Genomic DNA, 16,971 nt, shown 5'->3' with positions numbered 1-16,971 from the left:
CCCGGCCGGCCGGCACCGGCGCCAGCGCGCCTGGCACAACGGTGTACCTCGCCGTGAAACACTCGGGACACTCACAACACAGACCATGTGCACCGGCGTTAACCCATCAGCAGGGAGGCTGACGATGCTCCGCACCCGCGTCTGCGCCGCCGTCCTGGCCGCGGGCCTGGCCCTGGGGCTGGGTGCGTGCACCGGCGATGAGTCCGAACCGGACGGCGAGACCGGTGCGGACCAGTCCCCCACCGCCGACGACGCCGGGGACAGGGCCGACGGTGATGTCGAGGACGGCGAGGACAGCGAGGACGGCGAGCCGGAGACTGACGAGGGCGGCTCCAGCGCCGGTGGCCACAGCGACGACCTGCCCGGTGAGGTCATCGAGATCTTCCCCTGGGAGGGCGATGAACTCGCCGTGGTCGTGGTCGATCATGACGACGTCCTGAACGTGCGCGAACTCCCCGACCCGGGCGCCACCGTGGTCGCAGAACTTGATCCGCTCACCCGGCCCGTGGTGGCTACCGGGCACAACCGCAGCGTGGACGACTGGGGGATCTGGGCCCAGGTCCAGGCCGAGGGCGTGACCGGGTGGGCGAACGTGACGTTCCTGGGCTACCTGGGCCGGACCGCCGACGCCGATGAGGACTTCTCCGATGTGGACCCGGCCGACTCCGTCGAGGACCTGGCCCTGGCCGTGGGCGCCCGAGCCGCCGAACTCAACGGTGCCGCCGAGATCGACAACGCCCGGATCGCCGTTTCCGGCATCTCCGGCCCGGTCAACTCCCCCGACGTCACCGTCGATGTGACCGGTATCCCCGACGACGCCCAGAAGGGTGAACGACTCCTGATGCGCGCCGGGACGACCGCATCGGGGACGATCCAGGTCGAGTTCGTCGAACGCACCATCATCTGCACGCGCGGGGTCTCCGAGGATGGTTTGTGCCTCTGACCCGCAGGACCACGAGCCCAGGAGGCTGACATGCTCCGTACCCGAATCACCGCCACCGCTGCCGCGGCTCTGGCCGCCGCACTCCTCCTGAGTGCCTGCACCGGCGACGGCGAGGAACCACCGCCGCAGGAGACCACCACCGAGGCCGAACAGGACGAGACCGGACCGGACTCGGACGAGACCGACCCGGACGAGACCGAACCGGGCGAGGGCGAGCAGACCGATGAGGAGGAGAACGGCTTCGGCGGCCCGGGGACCGAGCCCGCCGACCAGGCAGATCTCCCGGGCCAGACGGTAGACCTGTACACCGAGGGCGAGACCGTCGACGTGGTCGGGGTGGCGCACGACGACGTGTTGTACGTGCGCGAGTTGCCCGACCCGGCCTCCCCGGAGGTGACCGCCCTGGCCCCGCTGACCTCCGACGTCGCCCTGACCGGGCGCGCCCGGCAGCTGGATGACATGGCGATCTGGCTGGAACTGGACGTCGAGGACCGGGTGGGCTGGGCGAACCTGCGTTACCTGGCCTATCTGGGCATGGTGACCGACGAAACCTCGCAGATCAGCGACCCCGGGCCCCAGGACTCGATGGCGGACCTGGCCGCCGCCGTGGTCGAGGAGCTGCAGGAGGACGGCGCTCCCGACTTGGACATGACGGTGGCCGAGGACGTCCAGGAAGGGGACCTGACCACCATCGTGGTCGACGTCCAGGGCTATGCCGACGACTCCATCAACGGCCACCGGCTGCACATCTTCGCCAGCGACGAAGGTGGTGACGGCTACCGGCTGGTCAGCGTGGAAGCCACCCAGATCTGTACGCGGGGGGCCACCGAGCAGGGCTGCCTGTAAACGGAGTTGTCCGGGGCTGCTCGGGGCTGCCGGTCAGCCGCGGCCGGCGGCCAGGGGCCCGCTCAGCGACGGGCAACCACGGTGTTGGAGGCCTGGGCGACCGGCCGGATCGTCAGGGAGTCGATGTTGACGTGCCGGGGCCGGCTCAGGGTCCAGGCGATCGCCTCGGCGACATCGTCGGCCACGAGCGGCTGGTCCACTCCGGCGTAGACCTGTTCGGCCGCCGCGGCATCCCCGAGCCGGCGCAGTGCGAACTCCTCGGTCTTGACCATCCCGGGGGCGATCTCGATCACCCGGATCGGCTCGCCGACAAGTTCCAGGCGCAAGGTGCCGGCGATCACGCGTTCGGCGTGCTTGGCCGCGACGTACCCCGCGCCACCGGGGTAGGTGTCGTGGGCGGCGGTGGAAGTGACGACGACGACGTCCCCACCCTCGCCTCGTCGTAGCGCCGGCAGCAGGGCCTGGGTGGTGCGCAAGGTGGTCAGCACGTTGATCCGGTACATCTCCTCCCACTGGTCCACGTCAGCATGTTCCACCGGGTCCGCGCCACGAGCCCCGCCGGCGTTGTTCACCAGGGCGTCCAGACCCCCGCCCGCGGTGACGGCCGCAGCCAACTGCGCCACGCCGTCGTCACTCGCCAGGTCCGCCACGACATAGTCGGCGCCGGACTCCTCGGCCACCACGGCCAGTCGCTCGGCCCGCCGTGCCACCGCGATCACCTGGGCACCTTGGCTGCTGAGCAGCCTGACCGTTGCCGCCCCGATACCGCTGGAGGCTCCTGTCACCACAATGCGCTTACCGCTGTTCATGCCACCATCCTGCCAGCCGGCCCGGGACCTGCGTAGGATGGTCGGTGGACACCGGGTCCTCTCTGCCCCGGCCAACCCCGGACCGACTCTGTCCGGACGTCCGGGCCCGGCTCTGGCCCGCCAGATCACCGATCCATCCGGAGAGCCCCCGTGAACCCTCGTGTCCGTCACGCTGTGCCGCTGACCCTTGCCGCGCTCGTCCTGGTCGGATGCAGCACCGCCGCACCCACCGGCCCGGCCACCGGACCGCAGTCCGCCCCGGACGCGGCCGACGACGGCGGGGCCGGTCATTACCCGGTCACGGTGGACAACTGTGGCACCGAGGTGACCTTCTCCCACTCCCCGGAGCGGATCGTGACCGTCAAGTCCACCACCTTCGAACTGGTGCTGGCTCTGGGGATGGGGGAGGCCGTGGTCGGGCACGCCTTCCTGGATGGTCCGGTACCCCCCGAACTGACTGACGCGGCCGCACCGGTGCCCGAACTGGCCGAACGGGACCCGTCCACCGAGGTGGTCCTGGCCGCCGACCCGGACCTGATCTTCGCCGGCTGGGAGTCCACGTTCACCGATGAGGGCCTGGGGTCGCGGGAGTCCCTGCACGAGTTGGGCATCGCCACCTACGTATCCCCACCGGCCTGCCAGGGGGAGGACTACATGCCCGACCCCCTGACCTTCGCCGACATCGCAGACCAGATCCACCAGGCCGGGGAGATCTTCGGCGTGCCAGAGGCCGCCGCGCAACTCGTCACCGCGCAGCAGGCCCGCCTCGAGGAGGTGACGGCGTCCGAGGCCGGGCTCAGCGCCCTGTGGTACTCCTCCGGTTCGGACACCCCGTTCGTGGGGGCGGGTATCGGCGCACCACAGTTGCTGATGGAGACCGTGGGGCTGGAGAACATCGCCGGCGGAATCGAGGACAGCTGGGCGTCGATGTCCTGGGAGGCGGTGGCCGATGCCGAACCGGACGTGATCGTGCTGGTGGACTCGGACTGGAACACCGCCGAGCACAAGATCTCCGTGCTGGAGTCGGTGCCGGCCATGGCCGCGCTGCCCGCGGTGAGCGAGGGGCGGTACCTGATCCTGGACTTCCCCACCACCGAGGCGGGGATCCGGTCCGCGGCCGCCGCCGTCGACCTCGGTGAGCAGTTGGCGCAGGTAGAGGCCGGGTCACCATGACCGCCACCGTCACCCCACGCCGGGGGCTGGAGGCCCCCACCGGACCCGCGCTACCGCAGCGGCCGCGTCTGGCTCCCTGGTTGGTGCTGGGCGTGCTCGGGCTGGTCCTCTCTGGCGTGGTGGCGATGGGGATCGGGCCGGCGGGGGTCAGCGCCGCGGAGATTCTCGGTTCGGGCTGGCACCACCTCAGCGGGGTGCTACCTGGGGTGGAGCAGGCCGCGAACCCGCTGAGCCCGGCCCGGGATGCGATCGTGTGGCAGGGCCGGGCGCCCAGGGTGCTGACCGCCATGGCGGTGGGAGCCGGGCTGGCGCTGTGCGGAGTCGTGATGCAGGGCCTGACGCGCAACCCGCTGGCCGATCCCTACCTGCTCGGGGTCTCCTCCGGAGCGGCGCTGGGTGCGGTGGCGGTGCTGCTGCTCGGGGTGGGACTGTGGTTGCCGGTCGCGGCGTTCGCCGGTGCTCTGCTGGCCCTGGCGGCCACGCTCGCGCTCGCCGGAGTCGGTGGGGCCCTCACACCGGCGCGCACCATCCTGGCCGGGATCGCGGTGGCGCAGGCCTGCTCCGCGCTGGTCTCCTTCGCGATCTTCTCCACCACCCGCGGGGACTCCTACCGGGAGATCCTGGGCTGGCTGCTGGGGTCGCTGGCACGGGCCAGCTGGGCCTCGGTGCTGATCGCCGGGGTGTGCCTGGCCGTGATCGGGGTGGTGCTGATCGGGGCGGGCCGGTCCCTGGACGCCTTCGCCTTCGGGGACACCTCCGCGGCCTCGCTCGGCGTGAACGTGCGGGGGATGCGTTGGATGCTGCTGACCATGAGCGCGCTCCTGACCGGGGCGATGGTGGCCGTCAGCGGCGCGATCGGGTTCGTCGGGCTGGTGATCCCGCACATCATCCGGCTGGCCCTGACCCGCCGCCACCGTTGGTTGCTGCCGCTGTCGGCCTGCGCCGGGGCGCTGTTCCTGCTCTGGGCTGACACCGCGGCCAGGGTGGTGTTCGCACCGATGGAGGTGCCCGTCGGGGTGTTCACAGCCGGGATCGGGGCGCCGGTGTTCGCGTGGTTGCTGATGCGCAACCGCAAGGCCACGGCAGGTGGCACATGATAGTGCCGGTGCTGACCGCGCGCGGGCTGACCTACCGCGTGGCACCGCACGTCACGTTGTTGGACGGGGTGGATGTGAGCGTGCGCGCCGGAGGGATCACCGGTGTGCTCGGCCCCAACGGGGCGGGGAAGTCCACCTTGCTGCGCCTAGTCGTGGGGGCGCTGTCACCGCAGGCCGGCCGGTTGCACCTACACGGCACGGACGTGGCCACGATGAGCCGGCGCGAGCGTGCCCGGACGGTGGCGTTCGTGTCCCAGGACTCCCCCACCGAGGTGTCCATGGACGTGCTCGACGTGGTGTTGCTGGGGCGCACCCCCCACCTGGGCGCATTCGCCGCGGATTCCCCGGCCGACGTGAAACTGGCCATGGACGCCCTGGAGCGCACCGGCGCGGCCCATCTGGCACAGCGGGACATCGCCACCCTCTCCGGCGGTGAGCGCCAGCGGGTGCACCTGGCCCGGGCACTGGCGCAGGAACCTCAGGTGCTGGTGCTGGACGAGCCGACCAATCACCTGGACGTGGCGGCGCAGCTGCAGGTGCTGGACCTGATCCACGCCGTGGCCGCCGCCGGCACCGGGGTGCTGGTGGCGATGCACGATCTGGACCAGGCCGCCCGGACCTGCGATGACCTGCTGGTACTCCAGGACGGCCGCACCGCCGCTTCCGGTACGGCCGCGGAGGTCCTGACCGCCGACCTGATCGGCGCGGTGTGGGGTGTGGGCGCGGAGTGGGTGTCGACATCCGGTGGGCGCGCGCTCATCCTGTCCCGTCTCGGGGTGCCGATCACCTAGGTTGGACCTATGACGAATCGGGGGCCGCGGCTGCAGTTTGACCTCCCGCGCCCGAGTTGGACGTCCCTGGGCCGGGCCGCCCAATGGTGGATCCGGATCGTCGCGGCGGTGCACCTGGCTGCGCTGGTGGGTGTGGTGGTGGCCGAGCACCTGCGGAAGTTGCGCGACCCCTACCGCGGTGTCTTCCCCCGCATGGCGCCCCGGTCCACCGAGATCGCCGGCACCAAAGCCACCACCTTCACCTTCGGTGAGGACCTGTATGCGGCAATGCTGGACTCCATCCGCAGTGCCGAGCACTCCATCTACTTCGAGACCTTCATCTGGAAGGGTGATGAGGTCGGTGCGGCGTTCAAGCAGGCATTGATCGCCGCCGCCCGGCGTGGTGTGCAGGTGTACGTGGTGGTGGACACCTGGGGCAACCTGGTGGTCGATCCACGGTTCAAGAGATTCCCGAAACTGCCCACCCTGCACCTGCTGCACTTCCCGCTCTTCCGCCCGGGGCTGCTCACCTTCAACCTCCGTAAGACCGGCCGGGATCACCGCAAGATCCTGGTCGTCGACGACGAGGTCGGGTACATCGGCGGGTACAACATCGGTTCCCTCTATGCCACCCAGTGGCGCGACACCCACCTGCGGCTGGAGGGGCCGGCCACCTGGGAACTGTCCAACGCGTTCGTGGACTTCTGGAACGACCACCGCAAGGCGCGCCACCCCGAACTTCCCGACCAGGGCGTCAAGCTCTGGGAACCGCGGATCCGGGCGGCGCAGAACGCCCCGAGCCGGATGCTGTTCCCGGTGCGCGGGGTCTACCTGGACGCGATGGACCGGGCCGAGCACCACATCTATATCACCCAGGCCTACTTCATTCCGGACCGGGAGATCCTGCGCGGCCTCATTGCGGCAGCCCGGCGGGGTGTGGACGTGCGGGTGGTGATCCCGGAGATCTCCAACCACATCGTCACCGACTGGGCTGCGCGCTCCCACTACACCCAGCTGCTTGAGGCCGGGGTCACGTTGTGGCTGTTCCAGGACGCCATGATGCATGCCAAGACGATGACGGTGGACGGACGCTGGTCCACCATCGGTACCGCGAACATCGACCGGATGTCGTTGATCGGCAACTTCGAGATCAACCTCGAACTCTTCGATGCCGCACTGGCGCAGCACATGGAGGAGATCTTCGCGGTGGACCTGACCAACTGCCGCCAACTGACCGCCGAGGAATGGAACGCCCGCAGCCTGGGCCACCGGGTCCTGGAGAGGCTGATCCGCCCGTTCTCCCCCTTGCTGTGAGCCAGCCGCCGCGCGCAGCAGGCTGACAGGTCAGGTGCCGGTGCGGAACATGTCCTCCTCCGGGGGGCGGATCGCCACCTGGGCCCCGGGGCCATCCTCGGTCCGGGTCACGCTCAGCCCGCGCACCACCGCTACCGGGCGCCCCCCGGTCTTGCCGCGGACCAGATCCGCGGCGGCGGCGATCTCGTCGGCCTGGGCGATGATCGTGGCCTGCAACGGCACCCCCTGGGCGTCATGCTGCCCGCGCAGGTCCGCCAGTACCTCGATACCGGCGGCGCCGATGGCGATGTCGGCGACACCGCGGCGCCAGGGCCTGCCCACGGTGTCGGTGATCAGCACCGCCGGGCGTGCCCCGAGCCGGGCGTGCAGGCCGCGCCGGATCGCCCGGGCGGAGGCGTCGGGGTCCTTGGGCAGCAGCAGCACCGTGCCCGGGGGCACGTTCGAGGTGTCCACTCCGGCGGCGGCCAGGACCAGGCCGTGATGGGTCTGCACGATGCGCAGCGGCGGTCCGTCCTCGCGGTCCCGCCGGGCGACCTCCCGCACGCTCTCGGCGTCGATGGCCTCCTCCCGGCTGGCTGCGGCCATCAACCGCCCCTCGGCCTTGGCGACGATCTTCGAGGCGATCACCACCACGTCGTCATCGGCGATGCCGGCTTCTCCGCCCGGCCAGGTCAGGCGCCCCAGCACCGGGGTGAGTACGGCGGCCAGGTCCGTGCCGGAGGTGATCTCCGGCAGGCCTTCGGGGGCCTGGGCGAGAAGCATCAGGTGCGTCCTTTCAATGCGGGCAGTACCTCGGCGCCGAAGACCTCGATCCACTCGGCCTGGTTGCGACCCACGTTGTGCAGGTAGATCCGGTCGAATCCCAGGTCGATGTAGCGCTGCAGCGCCGAGCGATGCACGTCGGGGTCGGAGGAGATCACCAGCTGACCCTCGAAGTCCTCCGGACGGAGCATCCTGGCCATCTGGGCGACGGTGAACGGGGAGCGGACATCGGCGGTGGAGAACCGCATCGCCCCGGTGGGCCATTGCGTCATGGCATTGTCCAGCGCCTCGCCGTCGGTGGGCGCCCAGGACAGGTGCACCTGCAACACCTTGGGCATCACAGCCGGGTCCTTACCCGCTTCCCTGGCGCCCTCGGCGAACCGGGCCAACAACATCGCCAGGCGCTCCGGTGGCGCCTCCTGGGTGATCAGCCCGTCGGCACGGGCACCGGCGCGGCGCGCCGTCACCGGGCCTGAGGCCGCTACCAGGATGGGCGGGGGTTGCTCCGGCATGGTCCACAACCGGGAGGACTCCAACTGGAAGTACTCCCCGGAGAACTTGGCGTCCCTACCGGCGGCGGAGGCGGTGAAGAGTCGGCGGATGATCTCGATCGCCTCGAACAGCCGGGCGATCCGGCTGGGTGCCTCGGGCCAGTACTGCCCGGTGACGTGTTCGTTCAGAGCCTCCCCCGAACCCAGTCCGAGCCAGTGCCGCCCGGGGTACATCGCCGCCAGGGTGGCACTGGCCTGGGCCACCACCGCCGGGTGATAACGGAAGGTCGGCGCGGTGACGCCGGGGCCGATGTCACCGCTGGTGCGTTCGGCGATCGCGGTCAGGACGTTCCAGACGAACGGGGCCTGTCCCTGCGCCGGCACCCAGGGTTGGAAGTGGTCGGCCGCCATGGTGCCGGTGAAGCCGTGCTCCTGCGCCAACGCGCTCAGGGCGACCGCCGCGGCCGGCGGGAACTGCGCCAGCATCGCCGAGTACCCGATCGCGCAGCCCATGGACGTCAAGCCTACCGGCGGCAGGCAGGGCCGAGGGTCCTGCCGGCACTCGTGCGGCCGCACCGCTCCCGCCGCACCCCGCGCGGCCCGGACAGGACGTCCCAACGAACGAGACCCCACCCCGCATTTTTGGGCCGCGTCCAATAACCCGTACGCTACATCCATGCTCACCGTCAGGACCGCCGGCCTCGCGCCCGCCTACCTCGACTACCAGCGCGGACTCGATCTGCAACGCGAGGAACGGGAACGGGTGCGCACCGGCGCTTCCGCCGGCACGCTGTTCCTGCTGGAGCACACCAGCGTCTACACCGCAGGCCGGCGCACCAGGGCCGAGGAACTCCCCACCGACGGCTCGGCCGTCGTTGAGGTCGACCGTGGCGGGAAGGTGACCTGGCACGGCCCCGGTCAGTTGGTGGGCTACCCGATCCTGGCCCTGCGCCGCCCCCGCGACGTGGTGGGGTACTTGCGCCGGGTGGAGTCCCTGGTTATCGACGTGCTCGCCGAGCACCAGGTGACCGGGTTCCGGGTACCGGATCGGTCCGGGGTGTGGGTGGACGTCGGAGAGGCTGTTCCGGCGAAGGTCGCCCAGGTCGGGATCCGGGTGGCCCGGGGCCTGACCGGTCACGGCTTCGCGATCAACTGCTCCAACAGCCTCGAGCCCTTCGCCGCGATCGTCCCGTGTGGCATCGCCGACGCCGGCGTCACCACCCTCAGCGCCGTGCGGGGCTCCCGGATCGACCCTGCCGACCTGATCGGGGCGATCCACGCCCATGTCCCCGACTTCAGCCGAGAGGTGGCGACGGAACCGATGACGCACGCGCTGGTGGCCCGGTGAGCGCCCCACCGGAGGGCCGCAAACTACTCCGGCTCGAGGTCCGCAACTCCCGGACCCCGATCGAGAAGAAGCCGGAGTGGATCAAGACCCGGGCCCGGTTGGGACCCGAGTACCGACGGTTGCGATCCCTGGTCGGCGAGCAGAGCCTCAATACCGTCTGCCAGGAAGCCGGCTGCCCGAACATCTACGAGTGCTGGGAGGATCGCGAGGCCACGTTTCTCATCGGCGGCTCCCAGTGCACCCGCCGCTGCGACTTCTGCCAGATCGACACCGGCAAACCGGCCGCCTACGACACCGACGAACCGCGCCGGGTCGCCGAATCCGTCCGGGAGATGGGGCTGCGCTACGCCACCGTCACCGGGGTGGCTCGTGATGACCTGCCCGACGAGGGCGCATGGTTGCACGCCGAGACCGTACGGCAGATCCACCGGCTCAATCCGGGCACCGGTGTGGAGCTGCTCGCCACCGACTTCTCCGGCAAGGCGGCCCTCCTGCGCGAGGTGTTCGATGCCGGCCCGCAGGTGTTCGCGCACAACGTCGAGACCGTGCCGCGGATCTTCAAACGGATCCGGCCGGCGTTCCGGTACGAGCGCTCCCTCGCGGTGATCAGCCAGGCCCGTGACTACGGCTTGATCACCAAGTCGAATCTGATCCTGGGGATGGGCGAGGAGCCCGAGGAGATCGTGGGCGCACTGCGGGACCTGCAGGAGGCCGGCTGTGACCTGATCACGCTGACCCAGTACCTGCGCCCGAGCCCGAGGCATCTGCCCGTCCAGCGCTGGGTGCCTCCGGCGGAGTTCGTCGAGCTCAAGGAGGTCGCCGAGCGGATCGGCTTCCTCGGGGTGCTCGCGGGGCCGCTGGTGCGTTCCTCCTACCGGGCCGGGCGGCTGTGGGCGACGTCGATGCTCGCCAAGGGGCGTCCGGTGCCCGAGCACTTGCAGCACCTGGCCGACAGCGTGGACTTCGCACAGGGCGTCTGAGCCGGTTCCGCGGCCGCCGGACGGGAGTCAGGGGTTGATCAGCACCTCGGCGATGCGGGAGTGTGCTCGGGCGTAGGCCCGCACCAGGGCCTCAGCCCGCGCCCGTCCACCGACCAGTGGGTGCGCAGCGAAGGCCTGCACGGCCAGTTCGCGAGACCCTGCGCCGACCGCTGCGACCAGGCTGGTCTCGGCACCGATGACCGAGCGCATCAGGGCCGCCTGCTCCTGTCCCAGTTCGGTGCGGGGCGCGATCGGGTGAGCCCCGTCGTCGTCGACTGTGCACGGCACCTCCACGACTGCCTCGTCCGGCAGGGCGGCGATGGTGCCGGCGTTGCGTACGCCCAGGATCATCCGGGCCGGGCGTCCGGTCCGCAGCGCTGCCATCAGGTCCACGGCGACGTCGTGGTAGCCACCGACGGCGACGTCGTCGCTGCGGCGCTCCTGCGAGCGCGCCTCCGCCATGTACGTGGACTCCCGCTCGTCGAGCACCGCCTGCCAGCGTCCGTAGGCGTCGCCGTCGGCACCGGCGTCGTAGAAGGCGGCCTGCTGGGCGGCCAGGAACTCCCCGCGGGTGGTGGGCGGGGCCTGTGGTTCCGCGACGTAGTAGTACAGGTACTCGTTCGGGATCGCCCCGGCCCGCCGGATCCGGTCGGTACCGAGGATTCGTGCCTCCTCCAGCCGGCCCAGCCGCTCCGGATCGGCGAGCAGGGCCGGCAGCAGATCCTGGCCCTCGTGGAAGAAGCCGGTGAGGAAGCCCAAGTGGTTGATGCCCTGATAGTCCGGGCGGGACTGCTCGGCCGGTACCCCCAGCACCCGGGCCACCCGGGCCACCAGGGCCAGAGGGGTGTCGCAGATGCCGAACACCCGATCCCCCAGGTGGGCGCGCATCCCCGCGGTGATCATCCCGGCGGGGTTGGTGAAGTTGATCGTCCATGCATCCGGGGCCAGCCGGCCGATGCGCGTGGCGATCCTGGTGGCGATGGGCAGGGTGCGAAGGGCGAAGGCCAGTCCACCGGCGCCGATCGTCTCCTGGCCCAGCAGCCCGGCCTCGATCGCGATGCGTTCGTCGACGACCCGTCCGGCGGTGCCACCGACGCGGATAGCGTTGAAGATGACGTCGGCACCGCGCAGCGCCTGGTCAAGGTCCGAGGTGGTACGCACTGGTGGGGCGCCCGGGACCGCGGCAGCGATCGTGGTGCAGACCTGCGCGATCACCTTCAGGCGGTGCGGGTCGACGTCGTAGAGCACCACCGACGTCGGTCTCGCCCGCTGGTGAGCCCGGGTGAGCGCGCGATAGACCAGCGGAACCCGGAAGCCCCCACCGCCGAGGATGGTCAGTTGCATACCGGTCACAGTATCGCCGTGACGCTGACGGAGGGCGAGTGGCACACTCAGGGGCGATGGCTGCCACCAACCCGACCGGCCCCGAGGGTGGGGCCGACACCGCTGAGCAGGTTGATGCTGAGCGGGAGGGCGCTGCGCCGGTTGACGCTGAGCCGACCGGCACGGAGCGGGCCGGCGGCGACGCCGAACCTGTGGTCGACGTGATGCTCTCCGGAATGGTCTTCTTCGACATCGTGTTTACCGGCTTTCCCCATCCACCCGCCCCCGGCACCGAGGTGTGGACCGGAGGTATGGGCTCCAGTCCCGGCGGCATCGCGAACCTGGCGGTGGCCACCGCCCGACTCGGTCTGCGCACCGCTCTGGCGGCCGCGTTCAGCGACGACCTGTACGGGGACTGGATGTGGCAGGTGCTCAGCGAGCAGGAACACATCGACCTGTCCGCGTCCCGGCGCCAGTCCGGCTGGCACACCCCGGTGACCGTGTCGTTGGCGGTCGAAGCCGACCGGGCGATGGTCACCCACGGCCATCCGCCGCCGCACTCGGTGACCGCTGCGCTGCACCGCCCGCCGAGCGCTGCGAGCGTGCTGGTGGACCTGGGCGATCCGGCCACCAGGGAACAGCACTGGTGGCGCCGCGCCGCCGCCGAGGGTGCGCTGGTGTTCGCCGACGCCGGCTGGGATCCGGAGCAGACGTGGGACCCCGCGGTGCTGCGCGCCCTGGATGGATGCCACGCCTTCATCCCCAACGCGGCGGAGGCGATGGGCTACACCCGCACCGACACCCCGGACCGGGCGCTGGCCGCACTGGCCGACCTGGTGCCCCTGGCCGTGGTGACCGATGGTGCCGCCGGGGTGGCCGCGATCGACCACTCCACGGGTGAACGCGAGCAGATCCCGGCACTGGCGGTGGAGTTGACCGATGCCACCGGGGCCGGAGACGTCTTTGCCGCGTCATTGGTGGCGGGCACCCTGCGAGGCTGGCCGCTCCGCCAGCGCCTACGGTTCGCGGCCTTGTGTTCGGCGCTGGCGGTGCAACAGTTCGGTGGTTCCCTGGCCGCCCCGGGCTGGGGTGACCTGGCCGACTGGTGGCACCTGGTGCAGGCCCGGGCCGGCACCGGCGATCCCGTCGCCGAACGGACCCGCGCCGACCACGCCTTCATGGGCGACGCCCTCGCCGGCGCCGACACCCGGCGGGTGCGCCGGGCCGAGGCCACCATCGCCCGGTTCTCCGACGCCGATACGCCCGCGACGTGCCCGCAGCGCCCACCGGGCGGGTGAGGTCTCGCGCGTGAGCCCGGGACCGTGGGCACGATTTCCGGCCACCCCACTGAGTCTGGGAAGATACCGCTCATGACTACCTCCAGCCCCGCAGGTCCCCCGCCCGTGCCGACCGAGCCCATCCGCCCGGTCGCGCAGGTACCGGACAAACCAGGCGTGGACGGACTGGAGGATCGCTGGGCTCAGACGTGGGCGGAGCAGAACACCTACGCCTTCGACCGCAGCGCCACCCGCGAGCAGGTCTTCTCCATCGACACCCCACCACCGACGGTGTCCGGGTCGCTGCACATCGGGCACTGCTTCTCCTACACCCATACCGACCTGGTGGCCCGCTACCAGCGCATGCGCGGCCGGGAGGTGTTCTACCCGATGGGGTGGGACGACAACGGCCTGCCCACCGAGCGCCGGGTGCAGAACTACTACGGGGTGCGCTGCGACCCGACGCTGCCCTACGAGGAGAACTTCACCCCTCCCGGTGATGGCTCCAAGACCATCAGACCGGCCGACCAGGTGCCGGTCTCGCGCCGCAAGTTCGTGGAACTGTGCCTGGCGTTGACCGCGCAGGACGAACAGGCCTACGAGCACCTGTGGCGACACCTGGGGTTGAGCGTGGACTGGTCGCATCAGTACCAGACCATCGATGCCCGCGCCCAGAGGGTCGCCCAGACGGCGTTCCTGCGCAACCTCGCCCGCGGGGAGGCCTACCAGGCGCAGGCACCGGGATTGTGGGACACCACGTTCCAGACCGCAGTCGCGCAGGCCGAGTTGGAAGCCCGGGACTATCCCGGGCACATGCACAAGGTCGCCTTCCACTCCGACACCCCGGACGGCGGCGAGCAGGTGGTCATCGAGACTACCCGCCCGGAGTTGCTGGTCTCCTGCGTGGCACTGATCGCTCATCCCGACGACGAGCGCTACGCCCCGCTGTTCGGCACCACGGTGCGCACCCCGCTGTTCGGCGTGGAGGTGCCGGTGCTGGCCCACCCGGGCGCGGAGATGGACAAGGGCACCGGGATCGCGATGTGCTGCACCTTCGGTGACCTGACCGATGTGGGCTGGTGGCGGGACCTGCAGTTGCCGACCCGGTCGGTGATCGGTCGCAACGGCAGGCTGCAGGGAGAGTCGCCGGAGTGGATCAGCGGGGCGGGCGCGGCGCTGTACGATTCCGCATTGGCGGGCAGGACCACCTTCTCCGCCCGGGCCGCCACCGTGGAAGCATTACGGGACAGCGGTGACCTCCTCGCCGAACCCGAAGCGGTGCAGCGCAAGGCGAACTTCTTCGAAAAGGGTGACCGGCCCCTGGAGATCGTCACCTCCCGGCAGTGGTACATCCGCAACGGCGGCCGGGAGGAGTCTCTGCGCAGCGAGTTGACCGCGCGCGGGAAGGAACTGCAGTTCCACCCCGACTTCATGCGGGTGCGCTACCAGAACTGGGTTGATGGCCTCTCCGGTGACTGGTTGATCTCCCGGCAGCGTTTCTTCGGCGTGCCCTTCCCGGTGTGGTACCCGGTGGACACCGACGGCGAGGCCGACTTCACCACCCCGATCCTCCCGGATGAGGCAGCCCTGCCGGTGGACCCCTCCGCACAGCCGGCCCCGGGGTACACCGAGGACCAGCGCGCGGTGCCCGGCGGGTTCGTCGGCGACCCGGACATCATGGACACCTGGGCAACGTCCTCCCTGACCCCGCAGATCACCGGCGGGTGGCTGGACGATGAGGACCTGTTCGCCCGGGTCTACCCGATGGACGTGCGCCCGCAGGGTCAGGACATCATCCGCACCTGGCTGTTTTCCACCCTGCTGCGCTCCCACCTCGAGCACGACCGGTTGCCCTGGAAGCACACCGCGATCTCGGGCTGGATCGTGGACCCGGACCGCAAGAAAATGTCGAAGTCCAAGGGCAACGTGGTCACCCCGATGGGCCTACTGGAACAGCACGGGGCCGACGCGGTGCGTTACTGGGCAGCCTCAGCCCGGCTGGGCGCGGATGCCGCGTTCGACCCGCAACGACCCACCCAGATGAAGATCGGGCGGCGTCTGGCGATCAAGATGCTGAACGCCTCCAAGTTCGCGCTGTCCTTCGCGGGCGACGAACAGGTGCGGCTGGATCCCGCCTCGGTGAGTGAGCCGCTGGACCGCTCGGTACTGGCGAACCTGGCCCGGGTGGTCGAGCAGGCTACCGCGGCGATGGAGGCCTACGACCACACCCGCGCCCTGGAGGTGACGGAGACCTTCTTCTGGACCTTCTGCGACGACTACCTGGAACTGGTGAAGGAACGCGCCTACGGCGGCGGGGACGCCCCGGCGACCGCGGTGGCCTCGGCCCGGGCCACGCTGTGGCTGGGCCTGGACGTGCTACTGCGGTTGTTCGCCCCGGTGCTGCCGTTCGCCACCGAGGAGGTCTGGTCCTGGTGGCGCGAAGGCTCGGTACACCGAGCCTCGTGGCCCTCCGCGGAGCCGCTGCGCGCCGCGGGCGGCGGTGCCGACCTCGACCTGCTCGATGCCTCCGGGGCTGCGCTCAGCGCACTGCGCAAGTTGAAGTCGACCGCGAAGGTCTCCCAACGCACCCCGTTCGGCGATGTGCGGTTGACCGCACCGGACCCGGCGTTGCTGGAGCAGGCGCGGGGCGATCTGCGGGCCGCGGGAGTGGTCGGTGGCCAGTTGACATTCGCCGTCGGGGACGAAGTCGCGGTGCACGGGGACCTGCAGATCGAGGACGCTCCGGCTCGCTGAGCCCTGCCCGGCAGGGTCCGTGGATCGCCGTCTAGCTGTACTTCCTCGACACGTTGTGATCGGTCCGTGAGTTAGAAGGAGACCTCCGATATCGATGGGTGTACCAACCATTTCATCGAACGTTCGGAGGTCTCCGTGACTCACCGTAATGCACCCCTGACACCTGAAGGTAGAGCCCGGATGGTTGCCCTGGTCGTTGAGGCCGGCTGGTCCCAGCGCCGGGTTGGCGAACGGTTCCAGGTCTCACCGGCTACCGTGTCCCGGTGGGTGGCCCGCCACCGAAGAGGGGCCGGATTCGAAGACCGATCCAGCCGCCCGCATCGGTGCCCGTCCCGGCTGCCGCTGCGCGCCGAGCGGCGCATCATCTCCCTGCGATTCAACAAGCGGTGGGGCCCGCACCGCATCGGCTACCACCTGGGGATTGCCCGCTCGACTGTGGGTCGGGTGCTGGCCCGGTACCGAATGCCCAGGCTGGAGTGCATCGATCAAGCTACCGGCCTGCCGGTGCGCCGGCCCCAGCCTCACCGGTACGAAGTTGATCGGCCCGGCCAGTTGGTCCACGTCGACGTCAAGAAACTGGGCCGGATTCCCGACGGCGGCGGCTGGCGGGCTCACGGCCGCGGTTCATCACAGGATCGGCGCGCCGGTTCAACACGCGACAAGGCAGCCAGAGCTGGCGCGTCGCCCTCACGCGGGTACCGGTACCTGCACCACGCCGTCGATGACCACTCCCGCCTGGTCTACTCCGAAATCCTCGATGACGAGAAGAAACACACCGCCGCCGCGTTCTGGAACCGCGCCAACGCCTTCTTCGACGGGATCGGCGTGACCGTGGCGGCAGTGATGACCGACAACGGTTCCTGCTACCGGTCCGGGGACTTCAAGCACGCGCTGGGCCCGCAGGTCAAGCACAAGCGCACCAAACCCCGCCGCCCGCAGACGAACGGGAAAGCCGAGAGGTTCAATCGGACCCTGATAGTCGAGTGGGCCTACGCCAGGCCCTACTCCAGTGAGACCGAACGTGAAGCCTCCTACGAGGCATTCCTCCACGACTACAATCATCATCGAGCCCACACCGCTATCG

15 protein-coding genes are annotated in these 16,971 nt (G+C 70.3%); 11 read left to right on the top strand and 4 right to left on the bottom strand.

From position 1 onward, the window contains the following. The first annotated feature begins 124 nt into the window (after positions 1-124). Both ACO0LU_RS10100 and ACO0LU_RS10095 read left to right on the top strand, forming a co-directional pair. A complete protein-coding gene (locus tag ACO0LU_RS10100) occupies positions 125-943 on the top strand; it encodes a hypothetical protein (protein WP_424791238.1) in 819 nt (272 codons plus the stop codon). A gap of 30 nt (positions 944-973) precedes the next feature. Further along, on the top strand, positions 974-1,789 hold the full coding sequence (locus ACO0LU_RS10095) for a hypothetical protein (RefSeq protein ID WP_424791237.1): 816 nt from the start codon (positions 974-976) through the stop codon (positions 1,787-1,789). Positions 1,790-1,851: 62 nt separating this feature from the next. Here ACO0LU_RS10095 and ACO0LU_RS10090 read toward each other — a convergent pair whose 3' ends face one another. After that, positions 1,852-2,598, bottom strand: a complete 747-nt coding sequence (locus ACO0LU_RS10090; protein ID WP_424791236.1) for an SDR family oxidoreductase — start codon at positions 2,596-2,598, stop codon at positions 1,852-1,854. Positions 2,599-2,748: 150 nt separating this feature from the next. Here ACO0LU_RS10090 and ACO0LU_RS10085 point away from each other — a divergent pair, with 150 nt between their 5' ends. The 4 genes from ACO0LU_RS10085 to ACO0LU_RS10070 are packed head-to-tail and all read left to right on the top strand — an operon-like array spanning position 2,749 to position 6,952. Next, on the top strand, positions 2,749-3,771 hold the full coding sequence (locus ACO0LU_RS10085; RefSeq protein WP_424791235.1) for a putative F420-0 ABC transporter substrate-binding protein: 1,023 nt from the start codon (positions 2,749-2,751) through the stop codon (positions 3,769-3,771). Further along, positions 3,768-4,868 (top strand): putative F420-0 ABC transporter permease subunit, encoded by a 1,101-nt coding sequence (locus ACO0LU_RS10080; protein ID WP_424791234.1) that lies wholly within the window; start codon positions 3,768-3,770, stop codon positions 4,866-4,868. The genes ACO0LU_RS10085 and ACO0LU_RS10080 overlap by 4 nt, the downstream gene beginning before the upstream one ends. A gap of 8 nt (positions 4,869-4,876) precedes the next feature. Further along, positions 4,877-5,659, top strand: coding sequence for an ABC transporter ATP-binding protein (locus ACO0LU_RS10075; RefSeq protein ID WP_424791233.1), 783 nt, complete (start codon positions 4,877-4,879; stop codon positions 5,657-5,659). 9 nt (positions 5,660-5,668) lie between these two features. Then, positions 5,669-6,952, top strand: coding sequence for a phospholipase D-like domain-containing protein (locus tag ACO0LU_RS10070; protein ID WP_424791232.1), 1,284 nt, complete (start codon positions 5,669-5,671; stop codon positions 6,950-6,952). Positions 6,953-6,982: 30 nt separating this feature from the next. Here ACO0LU_RS10070 and cofE read toward each other — a convergent pair whose 3' ends face one another. Further along, positions 6,983-7,714 (bottom strand): coenzyme F420-0:L-glutamate ligase, encoded by a 732-nt coding sequence (gene cofE, locus ACO0LU_RS10065; RefSeq protein WP_424791231.1) that lies wholly within the window; start codon positions 7,712-7,714, stop codon positions 6,983-6,985. Next, positions 7,714-8,718 carry a TIGR03557 family F420-dependent LLM class oxidoreductase gene (locus ACO0LU_RS10060; RefSeq protein WP_424791230.1) on the bottom strand — a complete coding sequence of 335 codons (1,005 nt, stop codon included), beginning with the start codon at positions 8,716-8,718 and terminating at the stop codon, positions 7,714-7,716. The genes cofE and ACO0LU_RS10060 overlap by 1 nt, the downstream gene beginning before the upstream one ends. Before the next feature lie 163 nt (positions 8,719-8,881). Here ACO0LU_RS10060 and lipB point away from each other — a divergent pair, with 163 nt between their 5' ends. Both lipB and lipA read left to right on the top strand, forming a co-directional pair. Then, positions 8,882-9,553, top strand: coding sequence for a lipoyl(octanoyl) transferase LipB (gene lipB / locus ACO0LU_RS10055; protein WP_424791229.1), 672 nt, complete (start codon positions 8,882-8,884; stop codon positions 9,551-9,553). Further along, positions 9,550-10,533: a lipoyl synthase gene (gene lipA, locus ACO0LU_RS10050; RefSeq protein WP_424791228.1), complete on the top strand. Its 984-nt coding sequence runs from the start codon at positions 9,550-9,552 to the stop codon at positions 10,531-10,533. Before lipB ends, lipA begins: the two co-directional genes overlap by 4 nt. 27 nt (positions 10,534-10,560) lie before the next feature. Here the strand turns inward: lipA and ACO0LU_RS10045 are convergent, their stop codons facing one another. Beyond that, positions 10,561-11,877 carry a 6-phospho-beta-glucosidase gene (locus tag ACO0LU_RS10045; RefSeq protein WP_424791227.1) on the bottom strand — a complete coding sequence of 439 codons (1,317 nt, stop codon included), beginning with the start codon at positions 11,875-11,877 and terminating at the stop codon, positions 10,561-10,563. 56 nt (positions 11,878-11,933) lie between these two features. Here ACO0LU_RS10045 and ACO0LU_RS10040 point away from each other — a divergent pair, with 56 nt between their 5' ends. The 3 genes from ACO0LU_RS10040 to ACO0LU_RS10030 form a co-directional block, all read left to right on the top strand. Next, positions 11,934-13,154, top strand: a complete 1,221-nt coding sequence (locus ACO0LU_RS10040; protein WP_424791226.1) for a carbohydrate kinase family protein — start codon at positions 11,934-11,936, stop codon at positions 13,152-13,154. 72 nt (positions 13,155-13,226) lie between these two features. Next, the gene (gene valS, locus ACO0LU_RS10035; RefSeq protein WP_424791225.1) at positions 13,227-15,887 is read left to right on the top strand and encodes a valine--tRNA ligase; all 2,661 of its coding nucleotides are present in this window, start codon (positions 13,227-13,229) and stop codon (positions 15,885-15,887) included. Between the two features lie 135 nt (positions 15,888-16,022). After that, a partial coding sequence (locus tag ACO0LU_RS10030; RefSeq protein ID WP_424791224.1) for an IS481 family transposase occupies positions 16,023-16,971 on the top strand: 949 nt, incomplete at its 3' end.

This window comes from Pseudactinotalea sp. Z1748 (assembly GCF_049725185.1).
In the GTDB taxonomy this organism is placed as follows: Bacteria; Actinomycetota; Actinomycetes; order Actinomycetales; family Beutenbergiaceae; genus CALKWS01.
The sequence above is the reverse complement of the archived record's forward strand: the minus strand, read 5'-3'. Positions and strand labels throughout refer to the sequence as shown.

What these genes read in the sequence shown, in the direction of transcription:
- ACO0LU_RS10090 (WP_424791236.1), bottom strand. Translation starts at nt 2,598, where the DNA reads ATGAACAGCGGTAAGCGCATTGTGGTGACAGGAGCCTCCAGCGGTATC.
- ACO0LU_RS10060 (WP_424791230.1), bottom strand. Translation starts at nt 8,718, where the DNA reads ATGGGCTGCGCGATCGGGTACTCGGCGATGCTGGCGCAGTTCCCGCCG.
- cofE (WP_424791231.1), bottom strand. Translation starts at nt 7,714, where the DNA reads ATGCTTCTCGCCCAGGCCCCCGAAGGCCTGCCGGAGATCACCTCCGGC.
- ACO0LU_RS10100 (WP_424791238.1), top strand. Translation starts at nt 125, where the DNA reads ATGCTCCGCACCCGCGTCTGCGCCGCCGTCCTGGCCGCGGGCCTGGCC.
- ACO0LU_RS10040 (WP_424791226.1), top strand. Translation starts at nt 11,934, where the DNA reads ATGGCTGCCACCAACCCGACCGGCCCCGAGGGTGGGGCCGACACCGCT.
- lipB (WP_424791229.1), top strand. Translation starts at nt 8,882, where the DNA reads ATGCTCACCGTCAGGACCGCCGGCCTCGCGCCCGCCTACCTCGACTAC.
- ACO0LU_RS10095 (WP_424791237.1), top strand. Translation starts at nt 974, where the DNA reads ATGCTCCGTACCCGAATCACCGCCACCGCTGCCGCGGCTCTGGCCGCC.
- ACO0LU_RS10045 (WP_424791227.1), bottom strand. Translation starts at nt 11,877, where the DNA reads ATGCAACTGACCATCCTCGGCGGTGGGGGCTTCCGGGTTCCGCTGGTC.
- ACO0LU_RS10070 (WP_424791232.1), top strand. Translation starts at nt 5,669, where the DNA reads ATGACGAATCGGGGGCCGCGGCTGCAGTTTGACCTCCCGCGCCCGAGT.
- valS (WP_424791225.1), top strand. Translation starts at nt 13,227, where the DNA reads ATGACTACCTCCAGCCCCGCAGGTCCCCCGCCCGTGCCGACCGAGCCC.
- ACO0LU_RS10080 (WP_424791234.1), top strand. Translation starts at nt 3,768, where the DNA reads ATGACCGCCACCGTCACCCCACGCCGGGGGCTGGAGGCCCCCACCGGA.